Below are 23,865 nucleotides of genomic sequence, written 5' to 3'. Positions count from 1 at the left end.
ACAGTCTGCCATTTATAATGCTGCAAGCATCTGCAATGCTTTTCCTTTTATGACCAGTCTGTAATGTTCGCCAAAAAAAGCCTCCGTCGCAGGTGAATATGCCTGCTGGGCTCCATACTCAGATAAAATATTGCAGACTTTATTGAATTCCTCTGGTGACTGGCTGCTTTTACTTACCAGAAGATAGTATCTGTGTGTCGCAGCATCCTCGTACAGATCATTTTTTCCCTTATAAAAATCACCTAATACAGCAGCAAGTTTTGAGAGTTCCTTAAGATTCTGGAACATAAATAATTTCGTAATGTCTACAAGGACTTTGACCGGATCTTCTTTTTCTTTCTGACCGCCATCTGACGGTACGAAATTGTCATTCTGCTTTGCTTTTGCTGCATTTCTTAATTCCTGCTGTTTTTTAAATATTCCAAGTATATCATCTGCTCCTTCGGAAATCGGAGCATTCGCACCAACAATGGCATCGTCATATAAATCCTCTGGATCCGGATCAGAAAACTTGGAAAATCTCGTATCAAGCTCCTCCGGATACTCTACCTTCGTAATGACTAATATAATGGTATCTGCCGACAACGGAATCGCTTCTATCATCAGCGGAATATCATCTGCCTCAAACCCAAACTCGTATGCAGCCTGCTGCATCATATCACGGAACAGCATCTTTGCCTTCTCCGTACCGTATGCCAGCTCACTTAACTTAATCTGGCGCTCTGCTAAATCTTCTCTCGTCAGTGTGCAACGAATCTGATTATCATTTACTTTTTCAATTTTCATACAATCACTTCCTTTTATCCGGGAAACCCTGTAAACTGTACATCTATTATAAACAAATGCAATATCGATGTAAAGTATACCATTATTAAAACTTTCTAAAACCATAACTGCCTTTTACGCATGAATAACAACTCTTTTTTCTGTAACATATGCTGTATTATAAGCATTAATCTTTGTCTATATTACACAAACATTACAAAAGAAGTTGCAATATAAAACAATTCATGATATAAACTATGCATGAGATGCGAATATGACACGCCCGGAAAGGAGCGGATATCGCATAGATACCAATTTATTGTTTGGCAAATACCGCATTATTTCGACTCTTGGTGCCGGCAGCAGCGGCACTGTCTATCTTGCCGAACATCTCAAACTGAAAGTTTATCGTGCCATTAAGTGTATCCCCAAAGACACTGCACGAAACACTTCCAACTTTTCAGAAGAACAGCTTTTAAAAGAAGCCTGCCTTCTGAAGAATCTTAAACATCCTGGCATCCCCCTCATATATGATATCGACGAAGATGATCATTTTTTTTATATGATAGAAGAGTTTATTCAGGGTGATTCATTGGAGGATTTTATTCTCCATCAGGAAATAATTCCAGAGGAACAATTAATAAATTACGGACTGCAGATTTGTGCCGTTCTTGATTACCTGCATCATCTATCTCCATACCCTATCCTGTATCAGGATTTAAAACCGGAGCATATTATATTATGTGGAAATCAGATAAAATTAATCGACTTTGGAATCGCTTCATTTATTACCGTTTTTGGTAAAAATTTCCAGTTATACGGAACAGATGGATATGCTGCCCCGGAAGCTCTTAATGGAAATACTGTAACTACTGCTTCCGATATCTATTCTCTTGGGAAAGTGTTAGAAATACTTTCCAGAACATGCACACCAGACTGTTCCGAAGCACTCACGCATATTATAGAAAAAGCTGCTGATCCAGATCCAAACACCAGATATCAGACAGCCACTGATCTTATGTCTGCACTGTCAGAACCAACTGGTCAGGAAACTCCAGCCAGGAAAAATTTTATTTTCAGACAGGCATTCAAAAAAAGAGATTCTGCGTGTCATTCTTTTACACATCTCATAAAAAACATAGCCGTGATCGGCAGCCGTTCCGGTGCCGGTGCAACATTTTTTTCAGTATCACTGGTAAACACTCTGAATCACAAACATATTCCCTGCTGTTATATACCAATGGATCATTCTGACAACCTTATATCCATGACACAGGCAGGTTTTCTGCCCACAGAAAATCAGGGCATATTTCAGTCAAAAAATTTTTCTGCCACTCCCTGTTACGGTCCCGGAATAGAAGATCCTGTTTTACCATCTGTAATCCGGGTAAGGGATTTCGGTATCCATACCAGTGAATACCTTGACTTCGGTCACTTTGACCTGACATTTATCCTGTTAAGCGGCAGTCCATGGGATATTGCAGATACACTTGCTTTTACCAGCCAGCTGAAAAGTGCCGGCACTCACGTATATATCTGTAATCATGGCAATAAAAATGCTGCCAGAAAGTATGCCAGGTATCTGAAAAATCCGGTCTATTGTTTTCCTGAAGACACTGATCCTTTTCATGTGACTTTAGAGAAGGAACGTCTCATTATGCAAATCCTACAACGAAAGGAGCTGATACATCATCCGGAACATCGGAAAAACTGATTTAAATAAGAGACTTACCATAGGCATTTCAGGCAGTACAGCCGGTGCCGGTGTTACGCACCTTGCAATTGCGCTTTCAAACCTGAGTCATTCAAAGCTGCATAAAAAAACTGCACTGTTAGAGCTTCATAAAAGGAAAAATCTTTCAACGATTCCTTCTGAAACCACGCTCCCGTGCAGATGTGGATTTATGAACAGCCGTACCATTTTTAACATTCACGGAGTGGATTACTATCCGGATGTGACACCGGACGAATTGCCGGGTCTGTATAATCAGGGATATCAGATCCTGCTCTTTGATTTTGGCAATTTTGGTGAGTGCTGTATCCATGAATTTCTACGCTGTGACAGAAAGCTTGTCATCGGAAGTCTCGCACCATGGAATATCAGGCAATATCGGGATCTATTAGAATCGCTCAGTCACTATACAAACCTTGGGGAAGGTTTTTACTGTCTAACGCGAACGGAAAGTCCAAAACAGATTCGTGATTTTTCCCGTTTTTACCAGATTTCTGTAAGCAGTATTCCGTTTATTCCGGATCCATTTTATATAAAAAAAGAACATTTTTCCATCCTGCAGAAATTTATCTGCTGAAAAGTTTCTGCAGAAATTATTTTATAATATATCACACAATTGCAACCAGCGAATTTCCTTTTGGGAATAAAGGATTTTAATCCGCTTTGTCATACAGAAATTGAAAACGGGGGATAACAATATTGGATTCTGAACATATGAAAAAGCTTTACTTAGAGCTCTCTTCCTTAGAACATATGGGAACAACCATCTGGTTTGAAGGTGTGCCAAGCAATTCAAAAGAGGTCACAAAGGAGCTCTCTGTCACAGAAGAAAATTCTTATATGAGAGATTATGTATTCAACGAGGGGGTGCTTACAGAATTACATTTTGATAAAATCAAAAAAACAAATATATGATGATCTGAATAATTGACAGGGATGGAGTACCTCAATGCCCACCCAGTCAGAATATAAAACGACTATCTAAGGCAACATACAAATCCGAAAAAAAGAAACGGCAGGGTTTTACCGAACATAAACCCTGCCGTAAGGAAAGCCTTCCGTATGCGGGAGTTTTTCCTTACGGCAGTTTTTTTAAAATTCTAATTCTTTAAAATAAAATGAATGATTCCTTAAAATAAAGCAAATAACTTTGAATTTACATATCGTTATGCTACAATAGGGGCACATACGATAATTCTTAAGAAGAAGAGGGTTCTTTATATGAAAAAAAAATTTGTCCCTGTTTTAGCTGCCGGTGCTCTGATCGTCGTCATTATCTGTTTTATGCTTCTCGGAAGCATCATTGAAAAATATACACCTTCCAAGGAACATATGAACTTATCTGATTACTATAATCTGTCCAGTGAACAGGACGTAGCCCTGATCCTGAATAACCAGGTTCTTGATGCAAAAGGAAAACTCCTTAACGGAACTGTCTATCTTGATTATGAAACAGTACGTTCTAATCTTAATGACCGTTTTTACTGGGATCACAACGAAAATAAACTTCTTTATACAACTGCGACAGATCTCATTTCTGCAGATGCAGACAGCACCAGTTACTATGTAACAAAGGATTCCCATTCCTTAGATCATGCAGTTGTCAAGGCAGATGCACAGACTGCATATATTGCAATTGACTTTTTAAAACTGTACTCTGATTTCTCATATGAAGTACTTGAGTCTCCAAACCGTGTAATTCTTACAACCGCCTGGGGCGATTACACAACTGCACCGGCTAAGCAAAAAACGCAGGTCCGGCAAAAAGGCGGCATTAAGAGTCCGATCCTTGCAGATATCGATAAAAATACGGAAGTTACTGTCTTAGAGACAGGTGATACCTGGACAAAAATATCCACCGCAGATGGCATCATTGGATACGTCAAATCAAAAGCACTTGGCACCACATCTGCCAAAACACTGACCAGCGATTACGTTTCAGAAGAATTTACACATATTAAAAAGGATTTTAAGATCAACATGGCTTGGCATCAGATCACAAATGCGGATGCCAATACAACCATTGCATCTGTGCTCCAGAATACCAAAGGGATCAATGTTATCTCCCCTACCTGGTTCTATCTGAATGACAATAACGGAAATATTGCTTCTCTTGCAAGCTCCGACTATGTAAATTACTGCCACCAGAATGGTATTGAAGTGTGGGCACTTGTAAGCAATCTGGAAAACAAAGATGTCGATACCACATCCGTTTTAACTTATACTTCCAAACGCGAAAATCTGATTAATAACCTGATCTCCGCAGCCATTCAGTATAACTTTGACGGTATCAACGTCGATTTCGAGGCATTAAGTTCCGAAGTCGGCGACTCTTACATTCAGTTTATCCGTGAACTCTCATTGAAATGTGCAAACAACGGAATCGTCCTTTCCGTGGATGATTATGTTCCTACCAGCTATACTGCGTTCTATAACCGTGCAGAGCAGGCGGTTTTTGCAGATTATGTTGTTGTCATGGCATACGATGAGCACTATTCCGGTTCTGAAGAAGCAGGATCTGTAGCTTCCATCAATTTTGTAAAAGAAGGGGTTGCCAATACCTTAAAAGAAGTTCCTGCAGATCAGTTGATCTTAGGTATGCCGTTTTATGCCCGTGTATGGTCTGAGACACCTGCTGACGACACTACAGATGCTGACGACACTACAGATGCTGACAGTTATCAGCTCTTTACATTAGACTCCTATGCAACCGGTATGTCAGAGATCCAAAAACTGATCAGTGCCAATGCAGCCGAGCCGGTATGGTCAGATGCAGATGGTCAATATTATGTTCAGTATGAAAACAATGGGGTCACTTACAAAATATGGGTGGAGGATGCTGCTTCCCTGGAAGAGAAGTTAAAAGTTCTTCAGGAAAACCAGCTTGCCGGTGGTTCTTTCTGGAAACTTGGTTTAGAGCTGCCTTCTACATGGGACACTGTTATAAAATATATTAACTAAATACATGCATGAACTATATGATCTAAATGCATAAACTAAATACATACATGAGATCATGACATAAACCCTGGAGATCGTGAATATTTTATAAAAACGATACTCCGGGATTTTTTATGAAAAAAAAGATAGAACTTATAATGGCTGTCTGTCTGGTGATTGCTGCTTTTTTTCTTGGAAGCCAAAGTGCCATACTGGTACAAAACAGTCACGCGGACACAGGAGAACTACCCGATACGCCAGGCACAGATTCCGTTTCTGATACAGAACTTGCCGGAAACGGGCAAAATGAATCATCTTCCGATGGTTTATCGATCGTGATCGATGCCGGACACGGAGGTATCGATCCCGGCAAAGTCGGCATTAATGATGCATTGGAAAAAGATATCAACCTTGCACTGGCACTGAAACTGCGCGATAAATTCAGTCAGGATTCCATCCGGATCATTTTAACACGTGACTCTGACACCGGTCTTTATTCTGAGGGAAGTACAAACAAAAAAGCGGAAGATATGCAAACCCGCTGTAAGATCATTTCAGATGCCTCACCCATTTTTACCGTCAGCCTGCATCAGAACAGCTACCCCTCTCCGGAAGTCTGCGGTGCACAGGTATTTTATTTTGGTCAGTCACAGGACGGAAAAAAACTTGCCGATATGATTCAGGACAGTCTGATTTCAAATGTTGATCCCGATAATCACCGCGTTGCAAAGGCAAATGAAAGTTATTATCTGCTCAAAAAAACACCCACACCTACTGTTATCGTAGAGTGTGGGTTCCTAAGCAATCCGACAGAAGCGGATCTTCTTTTGACAGATGATTATCAAAATCAGCTTGTCGATGCCATATATAACGGTATACAGAATTATCTGTCGGAATCAACATAGTTCAAAATAATAGCATCGATCCTGCATCTATCTCTAAACTTCTTTTGTGAGTGTTCCTTTTACCGCTTTGATAAAATGTTCCGCAATTCCATACAAACGTGAAGTCTGCACACGATAAGTATCACGGTTCTCAGCTTTCTGAGAATCAGAAAGCTGCGTTTCCTCCTTTGCATCGACTCCAAATGCCCCCATGGAAAAATGATTCAGATCAAGATCCGGAATATGCGCACAATGTAACTCTGTGACATCATCATTTTCTCCCCCAAGCAAATCCGAAAGATCCTGTGTCTGTCCCTTAAAAAGTTCTGCTGTCTCCTCTGAATCTGTGGCGATCAGTCCATGTATGCCATCTTCTTTTGCCTGGAATGTCGCCGCAATTTTTCCGCACAGTTCACTTTCCATCATGATATCGACAATACCTTTTTTGTCCACGCCGCGCACGATCTTAACAGAAACATTCATGAGTTCATCATTGACCATCACCGGAACAGCATACTGTTCTTCTTTTGCAAGGATACTGTTTACAGAAAGCTGTGCAGAAAGCATTTTCATATCCCGTACATCAAGGCTTGTCACATGATCGCTGTTTATCATTGTTTTCATCACATTTTCCGCAAGCTCTCCTAGCTTTTCCTGCGCAACCGCCATATCTGCCGGTTCCGAAACAGCCTCTCCAAATTCTTCCAACAACTCCTGTTTAATTGCCTCTAAGTCCTCTGCATCTACCTGATCATCCCCATTGTGGTCTGCCGTACTGCTTCCAAAAATCTTCCGGAACATCTGGTTTCGCTGGTTCAGCATAGATTCCATTGCCAATACATTCGACACGGTATTTGGGATATCATATTTATCCAGAATACGATAAATGCTCTCATCTGCATTTGCTGCCTGTTCTAACTGTGCAAGCTGCTCTTTTGCGTAATCCGCATCGATACTGCTCTCATCCGCCTGTTCACCTGCCTGTGTCAGTACTGCCTTCAATTCCTCCGGTGTCATATTCTCCCATTCCATATCCTGCTCAAATAGAACTTTTGCACGCTCCGGCGTCAGTAATTCGGATGCATCTTTTAAACAATTATTCTGATATGCTGCCTCAATCTGATCCGTAATAGAGCTGCCTTTCGATGTACCGGATACACCCTCGAAATTGTAATCTACGGAATAATCCATCTTACTGCTGCGTTTTTCGGAACGCACAGCTGTCAGGAGATTTTTCATGGTAATCGGTGCTCCCTGCTGTATCAATGCACCGATCGCTGCACCGTCCGTATTTTCCACCTGTCTGATCAGACGATAGATTCCTATATAAGAACTGCGTTCTTCCTCGCTGATCTTATGATTCTGTTCCATTTTCCAGAGATATTCACTAAATTTACGGTAATCTTCCCCGCCAAGCTCCTCGCTTTTGATACTCTCTGCCTCCTGATTCAGCGATGTAAAATCCATTTCCAGTGGATTTATTCCACGTTTTATCATCTGTGTAACAACTGCCGGTGTCATGTTTTTAAAGACACGCTGCACTTCTTCATCTGCCGCTTTCATCGTAAGCACAGAATCCTGCGTAATATCGATACTATTATATCCAAGGATACGCACTGCGCGACGGTTCTCATCCGTCAGTTCCATGCCAAGATCATTTAAAATATCATCCACATTGCGAAATGCCTTCTGGATGGAATCCCCCAGATCAGCTCTCGGTGCTGTCATCAGTGTCTCATACTGCCGGCTTGCTTTTTCAAAGGAAGTTTTCAGTTCCGTTCCTGCCTCATGGACACCATTGATCGTCGACACGTCAGCATCTTTCATTCCGAGCACATATGCCGGGACATAACGCATGTCGGTAACTTTTTTATCAACCTCTCCAAAGAGTTCTACCTGCTCCTTAGTCGCATCCACACCCTCAGACATTAACAGATTTCTGTAATATTCATTTTCCTGATCCTTTAACTGCTCCACCAGTTTTACCAGCGGCTCTGTGTCAATGGAAATACCCTGTTTTAACAAACGGTAATTTGCTTTGGCAGTCATGGCAAGACGGATCTCCTCTAACTGCCTGCGTGCAGTCAGAAGCTGCTGCCCTTTTTGTGTATAATTTCCGTCCGCATCCTGTACTGTGCTTCCTGATACCCTGTTTGCCGCAGCTTCCCTTAAGCTGTCTAATGTGAGAGGAAGTCCTTTTTCCACAATATAAACAAGGTCTTCATCCGTTGCATTTTCTACAGTATCCACAGCATTTTGTGCCTGCTCCATCCATGTGTAACCGGAAAGTATCACCGCATCCTGTGCGCTTTTTCCTTCACTGACCGCCTCCGCTGCAAGTGCAGCAACATTTTCTGCGCTTGTAGTAAGTTCTGTCTGACGCAGTGCCTGCGCATAGGTAAGATTTTCTTTCGTCAACGGTATATCGTTTTCTAACATCCACTTACTGGTTGCGATTGTATCATCATTTACTTCCAGCCCTGCTGATGCGATCACATTCTTCACCTGTGGAAGGAAAGAAGAAATATCCTGCTGTTCTGCCGGCATATAGCCTGCGCTGGCAGAATGTCTGGCAAAATAAATATTCTGCACAGTAGGTTCTAACTGGTTATCAATCAGATATTTTACGGCTCCATCATCCAAGGGCGATAAAGAGTCTGCCATATCTACTGTCTCTGCGATCTGTTTAAAATTATCATCTGTAAGCGGCAGATCTGCCTCCCGCAGACTGTCTGCAATCTGCGCTGCAAGTTCCGGGCTTCCCGTGATCTGCGCAAGCTGTTCAAAATCAAGATCATCTCCGAATGCAGAAATATCCACCCCTGCTTTTGCAAGCTGTGCTTTGATCTTATCCGTCACGGTCACGATCTTATTGCTTGTGGTATCATCCAGTGAAAAACCTTCCTCCTGCATTTTTTTATAGTCTTCCGGTGAAGTAGTCTCCGCAAGCACAGCCATCTGAGCTTTTCTCTCCCCTGCATCCATAGAGCCTGACTGCTCGATCTCATCTATGATCGTCTTTTTCTCTTCTTTTGCCGGATTCAGATAAGTAACCTCTTTTGCCTGAAAAGACGTGGTTCCTGTCGCTTTTTTACTGCTCTCCGTCTTTACCGCATCCGCAAACAACTGTATCCCGTTTTTTTCTTCCACCGCTCCTGTCTGCGGCATCAGATCCATTACTCCCTTATTCTGTTGCTGTTGGTTATCTATTCTCATGATCCGACTCTCCTTGTTATCTCTGTCATTTTGCACCGGCTGATGTAAATTCCTTCATTCATCTGTATCCGTTTTTTCAAAACATTTGTCCCATAGTCTCTGATATCAGGACAAAAGAATGGCGCATACTTTCATTTCCCTGAAATATCTGCGCCATCCATAGCTGATGTATATATCGGATACATCAGCGTATTTATTAAGTTTTTCGATATAATTCCAGCTTCTGTCCTGCTTTTTTACAGAATCTCAATAACGGAATACCGCTACACCAAAACCCGGAAGCGGATATGCGAACGAATAAGGTCTTCCGTCACATTCCTGCCGAACAGCTTTATAACTTACCGGACATTCTTTACCATTTCCACCAAATTCCGCATCTTCACTGTTTAAGATCAGTTTATAAGTCTTTCGTTTTGGTACGCCGACACGGTAGTCCTTGCGTTCCACCGGTGTAAAATTACATACAAAGAGCAGATTATTCTTTCCATCTTTACTCTTTCTGATAAAACTGAAAATACTGCGGTCAGCGTCGTTGGCATTGATCCATTCAAATCCGCCCCAACTGCTGTCAAGCTCGTAAAGTGCCGGGTTTTTCTGATAAATATGTAATAATTTCTTTACCCAGTTCTGCATATGTTGATGATCCGGATTTTCCAGCAGATACCAGTCTAATTCTCTTGCCTCACTCCATTCCTGAAGCTGCGCAAATTCCTGTCCCATAAAAAGAAGTTTTTTGCCTGGATGTCCCATCATAAATGCATAACCGACCATCAGATTTTTAAATTTATCTTCCATCTCGCCAGGCATCTTATTGATCATGGAACATTTCAGATGTACCACCTCGTCATGGGAAAGCACAAGGATATACTTCTCGCTCTCATTATAGCTCATGGCAAAGGTCAGCTTGTGATGATTGTCCTTACGGAAATATGGATCAAGTTTCATATAATCCAGAAAATCATGCATCCATCCCATATTCCATTTATAGCTGAAATTAAGTCCATCGTCTTCCACACGGCCAGTCACCTTCGGCCATGCTGTAGATTCCTCTGCGATCATGACTGCCCCCGGATTTCTTCCAAGGATCAGCGTATTGACATGCTTAAAAAACTCCACTGCCTCAAGATTCTTATTATCGCCATACTTATTCGGAACCCACTGTCCCGGCTGCTTTCCATAATCCAGATATAACATGGATGCCACCGCATCCACACGCAGTCCGTCAATATGATAATGCTCGATCCACATTAATGCACTGCCGATCAGGAAATTCTTGACCTCATTCTTGCCATAATCAAATATCTTTGTACCCCAGTCCGGATGTTCTCCTTTTCTCGGATCTGCGTATTCATATAGACATGTCCCATCAAACTCAGTCAGTCCATGTGCATCTTTCGGAAAATGTGCCGGCACCCAGTCTAAGATCACGCTGATCTTATGTTTGTGACATTCATTGATAAAATACGCAAAATCCTGCGGTGTTCCATAACGGGAAGTCGGCGCATAATAACCCGTCACCTGATATCCCCAGGAACCATCAAATGGATATTCCGAAATACCCATCAGCTCAATATGTGTGTATCCCATTTCTTTTACATATGGGATCAGATACTTCACAAGATCCCTGTAACTGTAAAATCCGTCATCCTCTCTGCCCGGATGGCGTTTCCAGGAACCCGGATGCACCTCATAGATTGCCATAGGTTTTGCATAGACATCTTTGGTCTTAGCACGCTCTTCCATCCATTTTTCATCAGTCCATTTAAAATGATCTATATCTGCGACTGCAGATGCTGTTCCCGGACGAAGTTCCGCATAATTTGCATATGGATCTGCTTTATAAAGCCGCTTTCCATCTTTCGTCTCGATCAGATACTTATACAGAGCCCCTTCCTCTATACCAGGAATAAACAATTCAAATATTCCCATCGTATCCGGCTCAAGCCTTGTCATTTCATCTGCCGTTTCATCCCATCCGTTAAAAGAACCGATTACCCAGATTCTCGCGGCATTCGGAGCCCATACATCAAAACATACACCACGGATTCCATACTGATCCGTAAAATGTGCCCCCAGTTTGCGGTAAATCTCATAATGCGTCGCCTGTCCAAATAAATAGCGATCCAACTCTGAAAAATTAGCCATACCCTTACACCCCTTTATTTTTATGTCATGATTATAGCCTGTATATTTTAGATTCCAAAATCTTTTTCGCGAAGAATCACATAATCTTCATCATCATATCTTCTGGATGTGATGATACTAAATGCTTTTCGTAAACCGCCCTTTTCAGATTTACTGATCGCATCATCCACGATTTCCTTTACCTCTGTGAGTGTTGTTGCCCTGTCATATTTCTGAATATTGCTGATACTGTTGTAAAGTGCCAGAATACCCATCTCGTCTATTGTATATCCAAGTTCATTTGCATATGCTTTTGCAAATGAGACAAGCTCATCACTGGTAAATATCGGAATATTGATTTTCTCAGAGAAACGGGAAGCAAATCCCTCGTCCCTGCCAAGTGCTTTCTCAATTCCACGATGTGTATCTTCCATAATGACAAATAATCCGCTTGTATCACTTTTAAGAAGAAGTGACAGCCGGACTGCTGTTTCTTTGGAAATATCGCCTGCTTTCTCAATGATCAGACACCCACCGGAAATCTTCTTTAGTAACGATGCAACATCCTTTTTATTTAATGCAGATGCTTCGATCTTTCCAACCTTGCCCTTCGGCCTTCCGGTTTCCTTCTGTAAGGCTTTTACCATAGCCGTTGCAAGAACTGTTTTTCCACTTCCGCTTCCACCCTGGATCACCATGTTTCCGGTGGAGGCATCCTTCCCTGTTTTCAGATGTCTTGCCGCACCTGTAAGTGCCTGACATATCTGCTCTTCCATTCCTTTTATCGAAACAAAATAAGTAAATATCCCTCGCAGTTCTTCACTCAAAGATGTAACCGCCTCAAAATCTTCCTCATCTTCAGGCTCACTGATCTGTGGAAGAACACTTTCCGCGTCAACAGTATGTTCTACTGTCTCTGCTAATGTCTGATCCGTTACCACTTTTCCAAGGTCGATCGTATCGGCAGTAATTACATCATAATCATCTGCCGACTGCTCTTGTGCCCTTACCTCCGGCATTTCATCTTCCTGATCTGCTTGAGAAAAATCTTCCTTTTCCTCTTCTGTCCAGGATTCCTGTAGCTGATCCTCCTCAGGAATTTCCATATTCTCCGGGGTCTGCATCATCTCTGATACTTCTTCTGCGATCTCATCCTCATTCACTTCCAGTTCTGATGGTTCTTCCTGCCCGGACGTTTCTTCCTCTGATGCAGCTGCCTGCAGTGCGGTTTCCGCCACCGATCCGGCTATCTGCGGTGCAGTTTCCGTCGCCACCGATCCGGCTATCTGCGATGCGGTTTCAGTCGCTGCCGATCCGGCTGCCTTTGCAAGCTGTTTATCAATGTTTGCCGTCTCAGTCGAGATCCGTTCGATCTCTTCCTGCAAGATCTGATTCATATTTGCAACCATAGCTGCTGCCCTGTCATTTTCCAGCGGCTTGCCTTCTATATACTGATCCTGCAGTATATCTTTCGGAGCAATGCCTGCATCAAGTTTTGGAATAATATCAGCAAGGCGTCCCATAATTTCTTCAGCTTCCTGCAGGGCGCGTGCCTTTGCCGATTCAAGTCTGCGCTGCTTTGCATCTTCTAATGCAACTTCGGCAGCATATTTTGTTTTTTCCCACTCGGCAAGAACTTCTTCAATACTCATCTGACCGGTAATCTGATGCTCTAATGCCGTTTTTTCCGGCATATACATTCCAAGCTGTCCGTCATGTTCTTCCGCAAGCAGCTCTTTAAAATTTATCTTTAATGAATCATCGATCTCGTGATCCGACTCTATATGTGCCAGATTATTTTCATCTTCCCCGGACTGATCATATTCTTCTTTCGGAAGCTGCAGATAAGGGATCTCCTCCACGAGTTTTTTGATATTATCCATACTGTCCGTGACGGTTTCTTTTTCCGTTGCCTGCATGATCTGCTGCATGCTTTTTTGTAATTCTTCCTGCAGATTCTGTGTATTAAACCGCTCCGGTGAAAGTTTCACATCCGGTATCTGCACGGTTTCATTAACGATCTCCCCCGAATCAAGTTCCTCCTCCGGTCTGACCTCAACAACGCCTTCACGTTTCTGACAGAATCTCCGGTACTTTTCTTCCTGCTGTTTATTTAATGGCTGATAGATCATCTTCAGTTCTAAGGCACGCTCCACATATGGACCTTCTCCAAACCACAGAACCAGCTCATCACATGCCTCCACACACTTATCTGCCATACCCGCTTTATGGTACAGACATGCAAGTTCAAATGCCCATTCTTCGGTATATTCCTGTTCTTTTAACTCCTCTAAAATTCCGATCAGAGTCTCTATATTTGCACCCTGCGCTTTGCAGATCTCATATTTCAGCACATATTTTAAATTATCATGCGGCGCGATCTCCACAAACTCCTGATAATAATCCTTCGCCTCATCAAAATTTTTCATTTTGATTGCAACCTTTGCCAGACGGAAAATGATCATCCTTCCAATCGGTGATCTGTCATATGCCATGAGCAAAACTTCACGACTGTCCTCCAGACGACCGGTATTCTCATAAATTTCTCCAACTTTTACAAGTGCATTTACATTTTTTATTTTATTCCAGTTGATCGTATCAGCTATCTCTGCTGCCTTTTCATAATTATGTTCGGCAGTCAGTGATTTCATCTGATCCAGTTTTAATTTATATTCATATTTATCCAAAATTATGCCACCTTTGAACGCGCTATTCTTTTGCTGCTTCTTTTGTTCTTAGTTTATCATACGCACATATAGATGTCAAAAATTAATCTAAGAAAAAATGCTATGATACACGCAAAAAAAGGGGGTTTGCAGTCTGCTCCCCCTCTTTTCTGTCATTGATCTTTTTCTTCTTTTTTACTCTCTTCTATATGCTTTTCGCGATGCTTTTTCAGCTCTTTTTTGGTCGGATTCTTATCATAAACCGGCTGGTTGCTCTCCCTGTCAACTTCTGTCAGATATACATATGCCGATGTATCTGCTGTAAGTCCGCGTTTTTTCAATAAATAAGACACTGTTTTCTGTGCAATATAATAAATTACTGCCATAAGCGGCACTCCGAGCAACATTCCCGGGAATCCCCATAATCCGCCAAATACCAGAATTGCAAACACAACCCAGAATGCCGATAATCCGGTAGAACTTCCAAGGATCTTCGGTCCAATGATATTTCCGTCGATCTGCTGTAAAACAACGATAAAGATCAGGAAATATAATCCCTGTATCGGATTCTGCAGCACAATAATGATAAAGGACGGCACCGCACCGATAAACGGACCGAAAAACGGTATAACATTGGTGACACCGATGATCACGGCGACTAACACCGTATCCGGCATCTTCATGATTGCAAGCACGATATAGGCGAGCACACCAATGATCGCCGAATCTAATATTTTACCACTGATAAAGCCGCTGAAAATCTCATTACTCTTACGGACAGTATCAACAATGACATTAGCACGCACCGGTTTAAACAGTGCATATACGATCTTTTTTGCCTGTCCGGCAAAATGTTCCTGGTCCGCCATCACATAAACTGAAATGATCAGACCGATGATCACATTTAAAACAAACTTGACTCCATAGATGACACCGCTTGTGATCGATGTAAGATAGGTCTGTACCTTTGAAAAAATATCATCTTCAAAAAAGGTCTCAACCGTATCCGTTATTTTGTCCACGCCCTGCTGTATCATGGACGCAAATTCCGTATCACCGTTTGTCACCTCGTCTACCCATTTCGTCAGATCCTTTGCTTCCTGTGGAAACGATGTGATCATGCTCTGGATACTCTCAGAAATAGATGGAACAATCGCCGCCACCAAAAGCACACAGATTCCCACTAAAAATACCAGCGATCCGGTAATTGCAATTCCCCGTGACGTCTTTTTCGCTTTACGTTTGCTTTTCATCCGCGGCTCTAAAAACTTAAACAGGTGTCCCTCTAAAAATTTCATGATTGGATTTAACAGATATGCGATCACTACACCGATAATGATCGGCTGTAAGATCAAAGACAGCTTCTTCCAGAAGTCTGTGAATCCATTGTAACGGTAGATCATAAAGAAAAACAGTATGCAACAGCAGAAAGTCACAAATACGACCAGTGCGATGATGACATACTGTGGTTTTAATTCCCATTCTGTTTCCTGAGATGTTTTTTTTATCTTCTCCTGTTCGTCCAAATTGCCATCCTCCGTCTTATCTAATATTTTCATTATAACCTTCGCAGACAGGTAACGCAATCAGATTTTGCTGAAATTTTTATTAATTACCGGATTTTGCAAAAAGGGACACCGGTGCTCATGCGCCGATGCCCCAAAATATCAGTCTGCGGTTTTACCCTCTGTAATAATTGATCAGACAACCCTTTAAGATGATTTCTCTCTCATCATCGGTCATCGCACCAAGTCCAAGTTTAAATTCTTCTGCTTTTCCATCTTTGATCACATATGCCGTAATCTCAGACTGCTTGTCCTCAACCGCCTTACGGATATTTGGAATATATAAATAATCAAGATTCTTAAACGGCAGCCCGCCTTCCGGAATAATGAATGGAAGCATACCCCAGTTGATCAGGTTCGAGCGGTAACGTTTCGTTGCATACTCATTTGCAATGTTTGCCCAGCCGCCAAGTACTTTCTGGCAGGAAGCAGCCTGCTCACGTGCAGAACCATCGCCCGGTTTTACTGCAAAGATCGTACTTCCAAAACCGATCTCACCATTGGAATGGTTATCCTCAAATTTTGTTTCCGGGAACACTTTATCGATGACATCCATAACCGGTTTTAACTCTTCTACTGCCTCTAACGGACAGTTTCCGGCTTCTAACGCTTTCTGCGCTTTCTGGATCTCTTTTGCACGGCCAACATACTGTGGATCTTTTCTGGAAAGTGCAAACTCTGCAAGTCCAAGCGGGTTAGAACGGAAGGAAGATGTCTCTCCGGATGGGATCAGCTCATCGGTAGTCGTTACCGGATCGTGGATCTCGGATACAACCTTTAATACTATATTTTCCGGTAATGCACTCATTGCCGGCCAGTCTTTGATGTTTGGTCCAAACTGGATCTCAACGGAAGGATCGGCTACACCCTTGCTGTCAAAGACACGGTTTGCATAAATATTTTTATCAAAGAAATACTTCGGTTTGGTGAAGTTCACATCAACGTCTGTTGCAGCTGTCAAAAATCCTTTATTTGCGGCTGTTGCTGCAATAGAACGTGCATCCATCAGTGCGACGGAAGCAACCTGTCCTTTCTGTACCTTGGAACCTTCACGGTTCGGGAAGTTTCTGGTAGAGTGGCGGATGGAAAATGCATTGTTTGCCGGTGTATCACCAGCACCAAAACACGGTCCGCAGAATGCAGTCTTAACGATCGCACCTGTCTCCATCAGGGATGCAACTGCACCATTCTTTACTAATTCCATGTAGATCGGTGTACTTGCCGGGTATACACTTAAAGTAAACTCATCCGGTCCGATGCTTGCGCCTTTTAAGATGTCTGCGGCATCACAGATATTTTCAAATCCACCGCCTGCGCAGCCTGCTATGATACCCTGGTCTACATACAGTTTTCCATCTCTTACTTTGCTCTTTAAGTCAAGTTTGACCGCACCATCAAAACTTACCTCTGCACGTTTCTCACAGTCATCTAAGATATCCATCAGGTTGGCATTTAACTCTTCGATCGTGTAAGTGTTGCTTGGATGGAACGGCATTGCGATCATTGGTTTGATCTTTGAAAGATCGATCTCGATCATTCCGTCATAATATGCCACGCTGCCCGGATTTAACTCTTTGTAATCCTGTGGTCTGCCGTGGATCGCATAAAATTCTTTTACTTTGTCATCTGTCTGCCAGATGGAGGAAAGACAGGTTGTCTCTGTGGTCATAACATCCACACCGATTCTGAAATCGACGCTTAAGTTTGCAACACCAGGTCCGACGAACTCCATGACTTTATTCTTTACATACCCCTTGTCAAACACTTCTCCGATAATGGCAAGTGCAATATCCTGCGGTCCGACACCTTTTGCCGGTGTTCCTGTCAGATAAACACCGATCACACCCGGCATGTCGATATCATAAGTCTTATTTAAAAGCTGTTTTACAAGCTCCGGTCCACCTTCCCCGACTGCCATGGTACCGAGTGCACCATAACGTGTGTGGGAGTCAGAACCAAGGATCATAGCCCCCCCCGCAGCGAGCATCTCTCGTGCAAACTGATGGATAACTGCCTGATGAGGTGGTACATAAACTCCGCCGTATTTCTTTGCACAGGTTAAACCAAACATGTGGTCATCTTCGTTGATCGTTCCTCCGACTGCACAGAGACTGTTATGACAGTTAGTCAGTACATATGGGATTGGGAACTTCTCTAATCCTGATGCCCTTGCTGTCTGGATAATTCCGACAAATGTGATATCATGGGATGTCAGTTTGTCAAACTTGATCTGAAGTTTGTCCATATTGCCGGATGTATTATGATTTTTTAAGATGCCATAAGCAATCGTATTTTCTGCTGCCTGTTCTTTTGTCACTGCTGCACCGGTCTTTTTTCTGACCTCTTCAATGGCATTTGCACCATCCTGCACCAGTTCATTTCCATTTACGAGATATACACCTCTATCGTATAATTTCATGGTTTCCTCCATTCTTTTGCCCATTTTTCTATTATCTTGAATTATATAGACAGCATGAATAAAAATCAAGTACTTTTACACGTTAAACCGAAAGCATTTGAAAGTACAGATTGCTGTCTGGCGGCAGCTATCTTATTCATCTATATCATTTTCCTGTTGTGTTTCTCTGTAAAGCGGGAACGTGATCGATGCCTTGAACAGATCCCCGTCCACGCCGATAAAAAAAATTCCTCCCATAAGCTGTGTCAGGCTTTTTGCAATGGAAAGTCCAAGTCCGCTTCCTTCCGTTGTCCTTGAAGCATCCCCACGGATAAAACGCTCTGTCAGATCTCCCGCATTGCTGTTTTCCAGTGCAAGTGAACGCTCCGATACATTTTTAATGGAAAATGTCACTTTTTCCTCAAGCACATGCACATCCACATAAACTCTGGTTTTTTCCAATGCATATTTTGCAACATTATTATAAAGGTTTTCGATCACACGGTACAGCTGTCTGCCGTCCGCACGGATCATTACTTCCGTTTTCGGAAGTTTTGTAACGATCGTCAGCTCTTTTGCCTCAAATTTTTCGTTAAATTCACCTGCGGTCTGATAAATGAGTTCCACCAGATCTATCTTTTGCATATCCAGTTTGACATTTCCGGACGTAATACGTGATGTCTCGACCAGATCTTCGGTAAGCTGCTTTAATCGCTGTGACTTGGCATCTAAGATCCTGATATAGCCATTCACTCGCTCATTATCAATCTGTTCAAGTTTAATCAGGTTAACATAATTAATAATGGAGGTTAACGGTGTTTTAATATCATGTGAAACATTCGTGATCAGATCTGCTTTCATACGCTCGTTTTTCGTACTGTCATCCACCGCATGTAAAAGACCGCTGCCGATATTGTTGATCGCCTCTGCAAGTTTTTTATCTTCTCCATGCAGCCCTTCTGTGTCAATCTTATTGCTTAACACACCTTCTGTAATTTTCTCCACGCCCTCATACACCTGATAATGCTCAACCGCAGACCGAAGCAGCGCATATGCCTCCATTCCGCTGAAGATCAGAAGCAGCACCAGACAGATCACCTGGTGGTAATAAAATGCTCCCATGGCAAGCACAAAACAGACGATCATGTGAACTGCAAAGACAACAAGCACACGTACCGTTACCGTCCTCTTCTCAAAGAACTTATCCATTCCCCTTACAAGCCAGCATGCAAGACTGTTTTCCCACATCACTTCCGCCTTCATCCGGCGTACCATACTCAGGTAAAAAATAAGAAACAGAACATCAATTAACAGACTGACCGTTCCCGATGCAACAAGAAGTCCTGATACATTCCATGTTTTATTATTTACATGGGACAAAAGCATAATAAGTTCACTGGTTGCTGCAATAAAAACGGCGGTCACGATCTCCGTTTTTATCCGGTCGATAAAATTAAGATGAACTCCTTCTTCTCCATCCCTGTGTCCGGTCGCAAGTGTCAGATATACAAGACTTAACACCCATCCCATCAGACTGACCAATGCCGCAACGATACTGACTTTGATCCACGGATGCAGTCTTACATATTCCACCTCGGCATCATACAGATCATCTTTTGCCGTCAGATCCGTATCCACCCCGATCACAAGCACCACATTTTCAAGCGGCAGATACATCTGATTGTTGTAACTGCCAAAAAAATAATTTTCCATGCCGCGGATATCGGTGCCAAATTCCTTTTTCTCCATATCATAGAGCAGATAATCTCCCATGGTCTTTGCCTCCATGAGAACGGTCTGTGTATCAAACTCCTGACCTTCCACTGAATCCGGCTGGTTGGTATACCACACCCCATTCTGTTTATACCAGTAACAGAAATTGGTGTCTTCACGCTTAAACTCATTTGTATACTGCAGATAACGCTTATCGTCCTCCGCACTCCGCTTATCACCTTTTTGTAACAGATGAAGGTAATCGGTCAGTTCACTGCATTTCTGCTCCATACATTTTGTATAGTATCCGGAATTAAAAAAATCATCTGTTCCGATATCCGTTACCTGCAGAATATTTTTACTGATCAACGATGCCAGAAGATATACGGCGATCGTGAGGATTACCGTAAAAAACAGATGCAGGATCATGCCTGCTAACTTACTGCCATATGTGTATGATTTTTTTTCCATATGAAGTCTCCATCTCCGTGCAGGGTCTTATTCTATATACCAGCGCACGGAATCTCCCCAGAATCAGTTCTTTTCAATCTTATATCCAACACCCCACACAACCTTTAAATAACGCGGCTCCTTTGGGTTGATCTCGATTTTTTCACGAATATGCCGGATATGCACTGCAACCGTATTATCTGCCCCGATCGCATCCTCATTCCAGATGCTCTCATAAATCTGGTTAATAGAAAATACCTTTCCCTGATTTTTGACTAAAAGCAGAAGAATGTTATACTCGATCGGTGTGAGTTTTACAACTTCGCCATCCACCGTAACTTCTTTTAAGTCATCATTGATCGACAATCCTCCCACTGTATACACAGATGCGCTGTTTTCTGCCGCATTTCCAAGCTGGGTATAACGTCTTAACTGCGATTTGACCCTTGCTACCAGTTCGAGAGGATTAAACGGTTTCTCCACATAATCATCTGCACCTATATTAAGACCTAAAATCTTATCTGCATCCTCCGTTTTTGCGGATAAAATAATGATCGGGATACTGCTTTCCTCACGTATCTTTAAAGTTGCACGGATTCCGTCAAGACGCGGCATCATCACATCCATGATCAGAAGATGAACCTCATTCTCTTTTAAGATTTCCAATGCTTCCTCACCGTCATACGCCTTTAAAATATGGTATCCTTCCTGCTGTAAATATATCTCGATCGCCTCTACGATTTCCTTATCATCATCACACACTAAAATTGTCTGCATAAGAACCTCCGCTTCTTTTTGTGTCTTACTTTAAGTATTACACCAGATTTTACATTTATTTTAACAGGAAAGTTTAAATTGTTATAGAGCGGATTTCTTAATATTCCTTTAAATTGCTGCTGCATATGCAGTATTTCCCACATTTCTTAATTTAATTTAAGAAATTTACCTCAAATTTAAGAAATACTTTATTGCATCAAAAGTACAACCGCCTTATGATATCTTTCGTACCCACACTGGTATAGACAGGAAGTCCGTGACTTTTCCACATCCTTCCTGTAAATACAAAGAGTTTTACACAAAATGGAGGATAGTATAAAAAATACATTTTTCACACGCAAGATTTGTGCTTACGCACAAACTTGATATGCAAATAAAAACGTTGTTTTTATTAAAAAGACAGCGCAGGAATGGAGGATTCTTATGAAAAAAAATGTGCACACTGCAGGCAAAAGCAGGAAGCAGAAAAAGATCATGCTCCTTATTCTGGAGTTTGTGATCATTCTGCTCCTCGCCATTGCCCTTTTTATCACAACCAAATTATCTAAAATTGAAAAAAATAAGTTAGACATGAACGATGTCTCCATCAATGATGACCTCTCCGATGAGACAAAAGAATCGATGGCTCATTACAAAACGATCGCTCTCTTCGGACTTGACAATCGTTCCAATGGCAGTCTCTCCAAGGGAAACAGCGATGTCATCATGTTAGCGAACATTGATACAAAACAGCATACGATCAATCTGGTATCCGTCTACCGCGATTCTTATTTAGATACTGGCAGCGGTACTTATCAGAAATGTAATGCAGCATACGCAAAAGGCGGCCCGGAACAGGCACTCTCCATGCTGAATACAAATCTTGACCTTGCGATCACAGATTATGTAACTGTCGATTTTAATGCGATCATCGAATGTGTCGACCTTTTAGGCGGTGTGGATATCACGATCACAGACGATGAGGCAAGCCTGATGACCGGTTATATGAGAGAGTTAAATGAGCTGACCGGCCACAATTCCACCCCACCGGCTTCCGGTGGAACTTACACCTTAGATGGTGTACAGGCATGTGCCTACGCAAGAATCCGTTATGGTGGCGGTGATGACTACCGCAGAACAGAACGTCAGCGTACCGTTTTAACTGCAATGATGCAAAAAGCCCAGAAATCCAATATTCTGACACTCAACAAACTGATCAACGCAGCTTTCGGAGATATTCAGACAAGTTTTTCTAACACGGATCTGCTTGCCCTTGCTGCAAAAATTTTCAGTTATAACATTGGCGATACAACCGGTTTTCCATATGAAAAAACAACACACAAATACGATAAGATCGGTGATGTTGTTATTCCATGTGATCTTGCCTCTAACGTCACACAATTACATCAGTTCTTATTTGATGATAACAATTACACACCATCTGCAACCGTGCTTTCTAACAGTCAGCAGATCATTTCCAATACAGGATATAAACAGGGAGACGGCCATTAAGGCTGTCTCCCTCTGTTTGTCAGTCATTATCCAGTTCATCTATTTTTTTCCTGATGGCATCCATTCGTTCTGCCTCTCCCTGTATTGGCATCTCCAGCTTTCTTTTGCGTCTTTTTACCAGCAGTCCCCATTGTAAAAACAATACTCCGTCAATAATAAGAAACAACGCTGACAGGCTGATCTTTTTGCCTGCCACATACCCGATAAAAACATACAGGATCATCGGATTTATGACTGCAATGGAAATCATCGTTGTCAGGTCACTTTTCCGTCCCGTAAAAACATATAGATTTTCCCATTTTTTGTGAGATTCTTTTTTCTCCTGCTTTTCTAACATCACGTTCTCCTTTTAATCTTTATGATGTCTTGAAAAAAAAGAATGTTTTTCCGGCTTCTTTTCACCGGAATGTTCTTCGCCTTCTTTCCAGTGAAAATACTCAGCATCCAGATTGACATTTACATTTACTTCCGCTTTCGGAGTACTTTCCTCCCGGGTATCTTCCGGAATTTCTTCCACCTGTTCATTTTCCGGCACAATTCCCGCTTTTTCAAAATACTCCTGATTGATTCTGATCTCCGGTTTGACCGCAGTATAAGGGGATGGCTCCATCTCACCCTTTTCTTTCGCTCTTTCCTTCTCAATCTCACGGTTGCGATCCTCAATCAAATTTAAATATTTATCCGTATCGGCAAGATTCTGCAGATGCCCTTTCAGATCTGACTGATCACGCCTTACAATATCTTTTTCTTTCTGGAGCTTTTCATTGGCATCCTTATAAATCTCCTGCATGGCATCTGTCGCCCTCTGCATGATCTCCTGCACATGCCGCAGTGCCTCATTTGTATACATAACGGACGCAGCATACACATCCTCTGCTTTTCCACTGGCATCTTTTAAGATATCTTCCCCAATCTTCGCTGCCTCGCGTCTGGCACGGTCTTTCCCCTGTGTCGTCAGTTCGTACTCATCCATCATGGCATAGATAGCCTTATTTAACTCAGCAAGCAGTTCTAACATTCTTTTTTTATCAAGGATAATTTTACTGCCAATACCGTCATAAGACTCACTGCCTGCAAGCAGTATATGCATCTGTCTTAAAATTTCTTCTGTTCTGTCCTGCGCACTCATGTTAATAACCATGCC

General features: G+C 42.2%; 16 protein-coding genes. 6 read left to right on the top strand and 10 right to left on the bottom strand.

Features of this window, described 5'->3' with window-relative positions; genetic code table 11:
- Positions 1–12: 12 nt before the first annotated feature.
- The gene (locus DXA60_RS12410; RefSeq protein ID WP_117921656.1) at positions 13–891 is read right to left on the bottom strand and encodes an adaptor protein MecA; all 879 of its coding nucleotides are present in this window, start codon (positions 889–891) and stop codon (positions 13–15) included.
- Positions 892–1,039: 148 nt separating this feature from the next.
- Here DXA60_RS12410 and DXA60_RS12405 point away from each other — a divergent pair, with 148 nt between their 5' ends.
- From DXA60_RS12405 to DXA60_RS12385, 5 genes are all read left to right on the top strand, one after another.
- A complete protein-coding gene (locus DXA60_RS12405; RefSeq protein ID WP_117921654.1) occupies positions 1,040–2,479 on the top strand; it encodes a serine/threonine protein kinase in 1,440 nt (479 codons plus the stop codon).
- A gap of 190 nt (positions 2,480–2,669) precedes the next feature.
- Complete coding sequence (locus DXA60_RS12400; RefSeq protein WP_117921653.1) at positions 2,670–3,074, top strand: hypothetical protein; 405 nt, start codon at positions 2,670–2,672, stop codon at positions 3,072–3,074.
- 137 nt (positions 3,075–3,211) lie between these two features.
- Positions 3,212–3,412 carry a hypothetical protein gene (locus tag DXA60_RS12395; protein ID WP_117921716.1) on the top strand — a complete coding sequence of 67 codons (201 nt, stop codon included), beginning with the start codon at positions 3,212–3,214 and terminating at the stop codon, positions 3,410–3,412.
- Between the two features lie 306 nt (positions 3,413–3,718).
- A complete protein-coding gene (locus DXA60_RS12390; RefSeq protein WP_117921651.1) occupies positions 3,719–5,458 on the top strand; it encodes a glycosyl hydrolase family 18 protein in 1,740 nt (579 codons plus the stop codon).
- A 113-nt stretch (positions 5,459–5,571) separates the two neighbouring features.
- Complete coding sequence (locus DXA60_RS12385) at positions 5,572–6,342, top strand: N-acetylmuramoyl-L-alanine amidase (RefSeq protein ID WP_117921649.1); 771 nt, start codon at positions 5,572–5,574, stop codon at positions 6,340–6,342.
- Positions 6,343–6,375: 33 nt separating this feature from the next.
- Here the strand turns inward: DXA60_RS12385 and DXA60_RS12380 are convergent, their stop codons facing one another.
- The 7 genes from DXA60_RS12380 to DXA60_RS12350 all read right to left on the bottom strand — a co-directional run bounded on the left by DXA60_RS12380 (position 6,376) and on the right by DXA60_RS12350 (position 21,230).
- Complete coding sequence (locus DXA60_RS12380; RefSeq protein ID WP_117921647.1) at positions 6,376–9,537, bottom strand: DUF6240 domain-containing protein; 3,162 nt, start codon at positions 9,535–9,537, stop codon at positions 6,376–6,378.
- Between the two features lie 246 nt (positions 9,538–9,783).
- Positions 9,784–11,682: a 1,4-alpha-glucan branching protein GlgB gene (gene glgB, locus DXA60_RS12375; RefSeq protein WP_117921645.1), complete on the bottom strand. Its 1,899-nt coding sequence runs from the start codon at positions 11,680–11,682 to the stop codon at positions 9,784–9,786.
- 47 nt (positions 11,683–11,729) lie between these two features.
- Positions 11,730–14,348 (bottom strand): tetratricopeptide repeat protein, encoded by a 2,619-nt coding sequence (locus DXA60_RS12370; protein WP_117921643.1) that lies wholly within the window; start codon positions 14,346–14,348, stop codon positions 11,730–11,732.
- 152 nt (positions 14,349–14,500) lie between these two features.
- Positions 14,501–15,886, bottom strand: a complete 1,386-nt coding sequence (locus tag DXA60_RS12365) for an AI-2E family transporter (RefSeq protein ID WP_117921641.1) — start codon at positions 15,884–15,886, stop codon at positions 14,501–14,503.
- A 121-nt stretch (positions 15,887–16,007) separates the two neighbouring features.
- Positions 16,008–18,311 (bottom strand): hydratase, encoded by a 2,304-nt coding sequence (locus tag DXA60_RS12360; protein ID WP_117921639.1) that lies wholly within the window; start codon positions 18,309–18,311, stop codon positions 16,008–16,010.
- Positions 18,312–18,443: 132 nt separating this feature from the next.
- On the bottom strand, positions 18,444–20,474 hold the full coding sequence (locus tag DXA60_RS12355) for a sensor histidine kinase (RefSeq protein ID WP_117921638.1): 2,031 nt from the start codon (positions 20,472–20,474) through the stop codon (positions 18,444–18,446).
- 63 nt (positions 20,475–20,537) lie between these two features.
- Entirely contained in the window at positions 20,538–21,230 is a 693-nt protein-coding gene (locus DXA60_RS12350) for a response regulator transcription factor (protein ID WP_117921636.1), read from the bottom strand.
- Between the two features lie 423 nt (positions 21,231–21,653).
- On the opposite strand from DXA60_RS12350, the gene DXA60_RS12345 reads away from it, so the two are divergent.
- Positions 21,654–22,721: an LCP family protein gene (locus DXA60_RS12345; protein WP_117921634.1), complete on the top strand. Its 1,068-nt coding sequence runs from the start codon at positions 21,654–21,656 to the stop codon at positions 22,719–22,721.
- A 19-nt stretch (positions 22,722–22,740) separates the two neighbouring features.
- On the opposite strand, the gene DXA60_RS12340 is transcribed toward DXA60_RS12345, so the two are convergent.
- Both DXA60_RS12340 and DXA60_RS12335 read right to left on the bottom strand, forming a co-directional pair.
- Positions 22,741–23,058, bottom strand: coding sequence for a hypothetical protein (locus tag DXA60_RS12340; RefSeq protein ID WP_117921633.1), 318 nt, complete (start codon positions 23,056–23,058; stop codon positions 22,741–22,743).
- Positions 23,059–23,070: 12 nt separating this feature from the next.
- Positions 23,071–23,862, bottom strand: a complete 792-nt coding sequence (locus DXA60_RS12335; RefSeq protein ID WP_243006875.1) for a hypothetical protein — start codon at positions 23,860–23,862, stop codon at positions 23,071–23,073.
- Positions 23,863–23,865 lie beyond the last annotated feature (3 nt).

Origin of the sequence: Roseburia sp. OF03-24, from assembly GCF_003463035.1 — a bacterium.
GTDB lineage: Bacteria > Bacillota > Clostridia > Lachnospirales > Lachnospiraceae > Roseburia > Roseburia rectibacter.
Note: the sequence above shows the minus strand (reverse complement) of the source record. Positions and strands in the feature narration are given on the sequence as shown.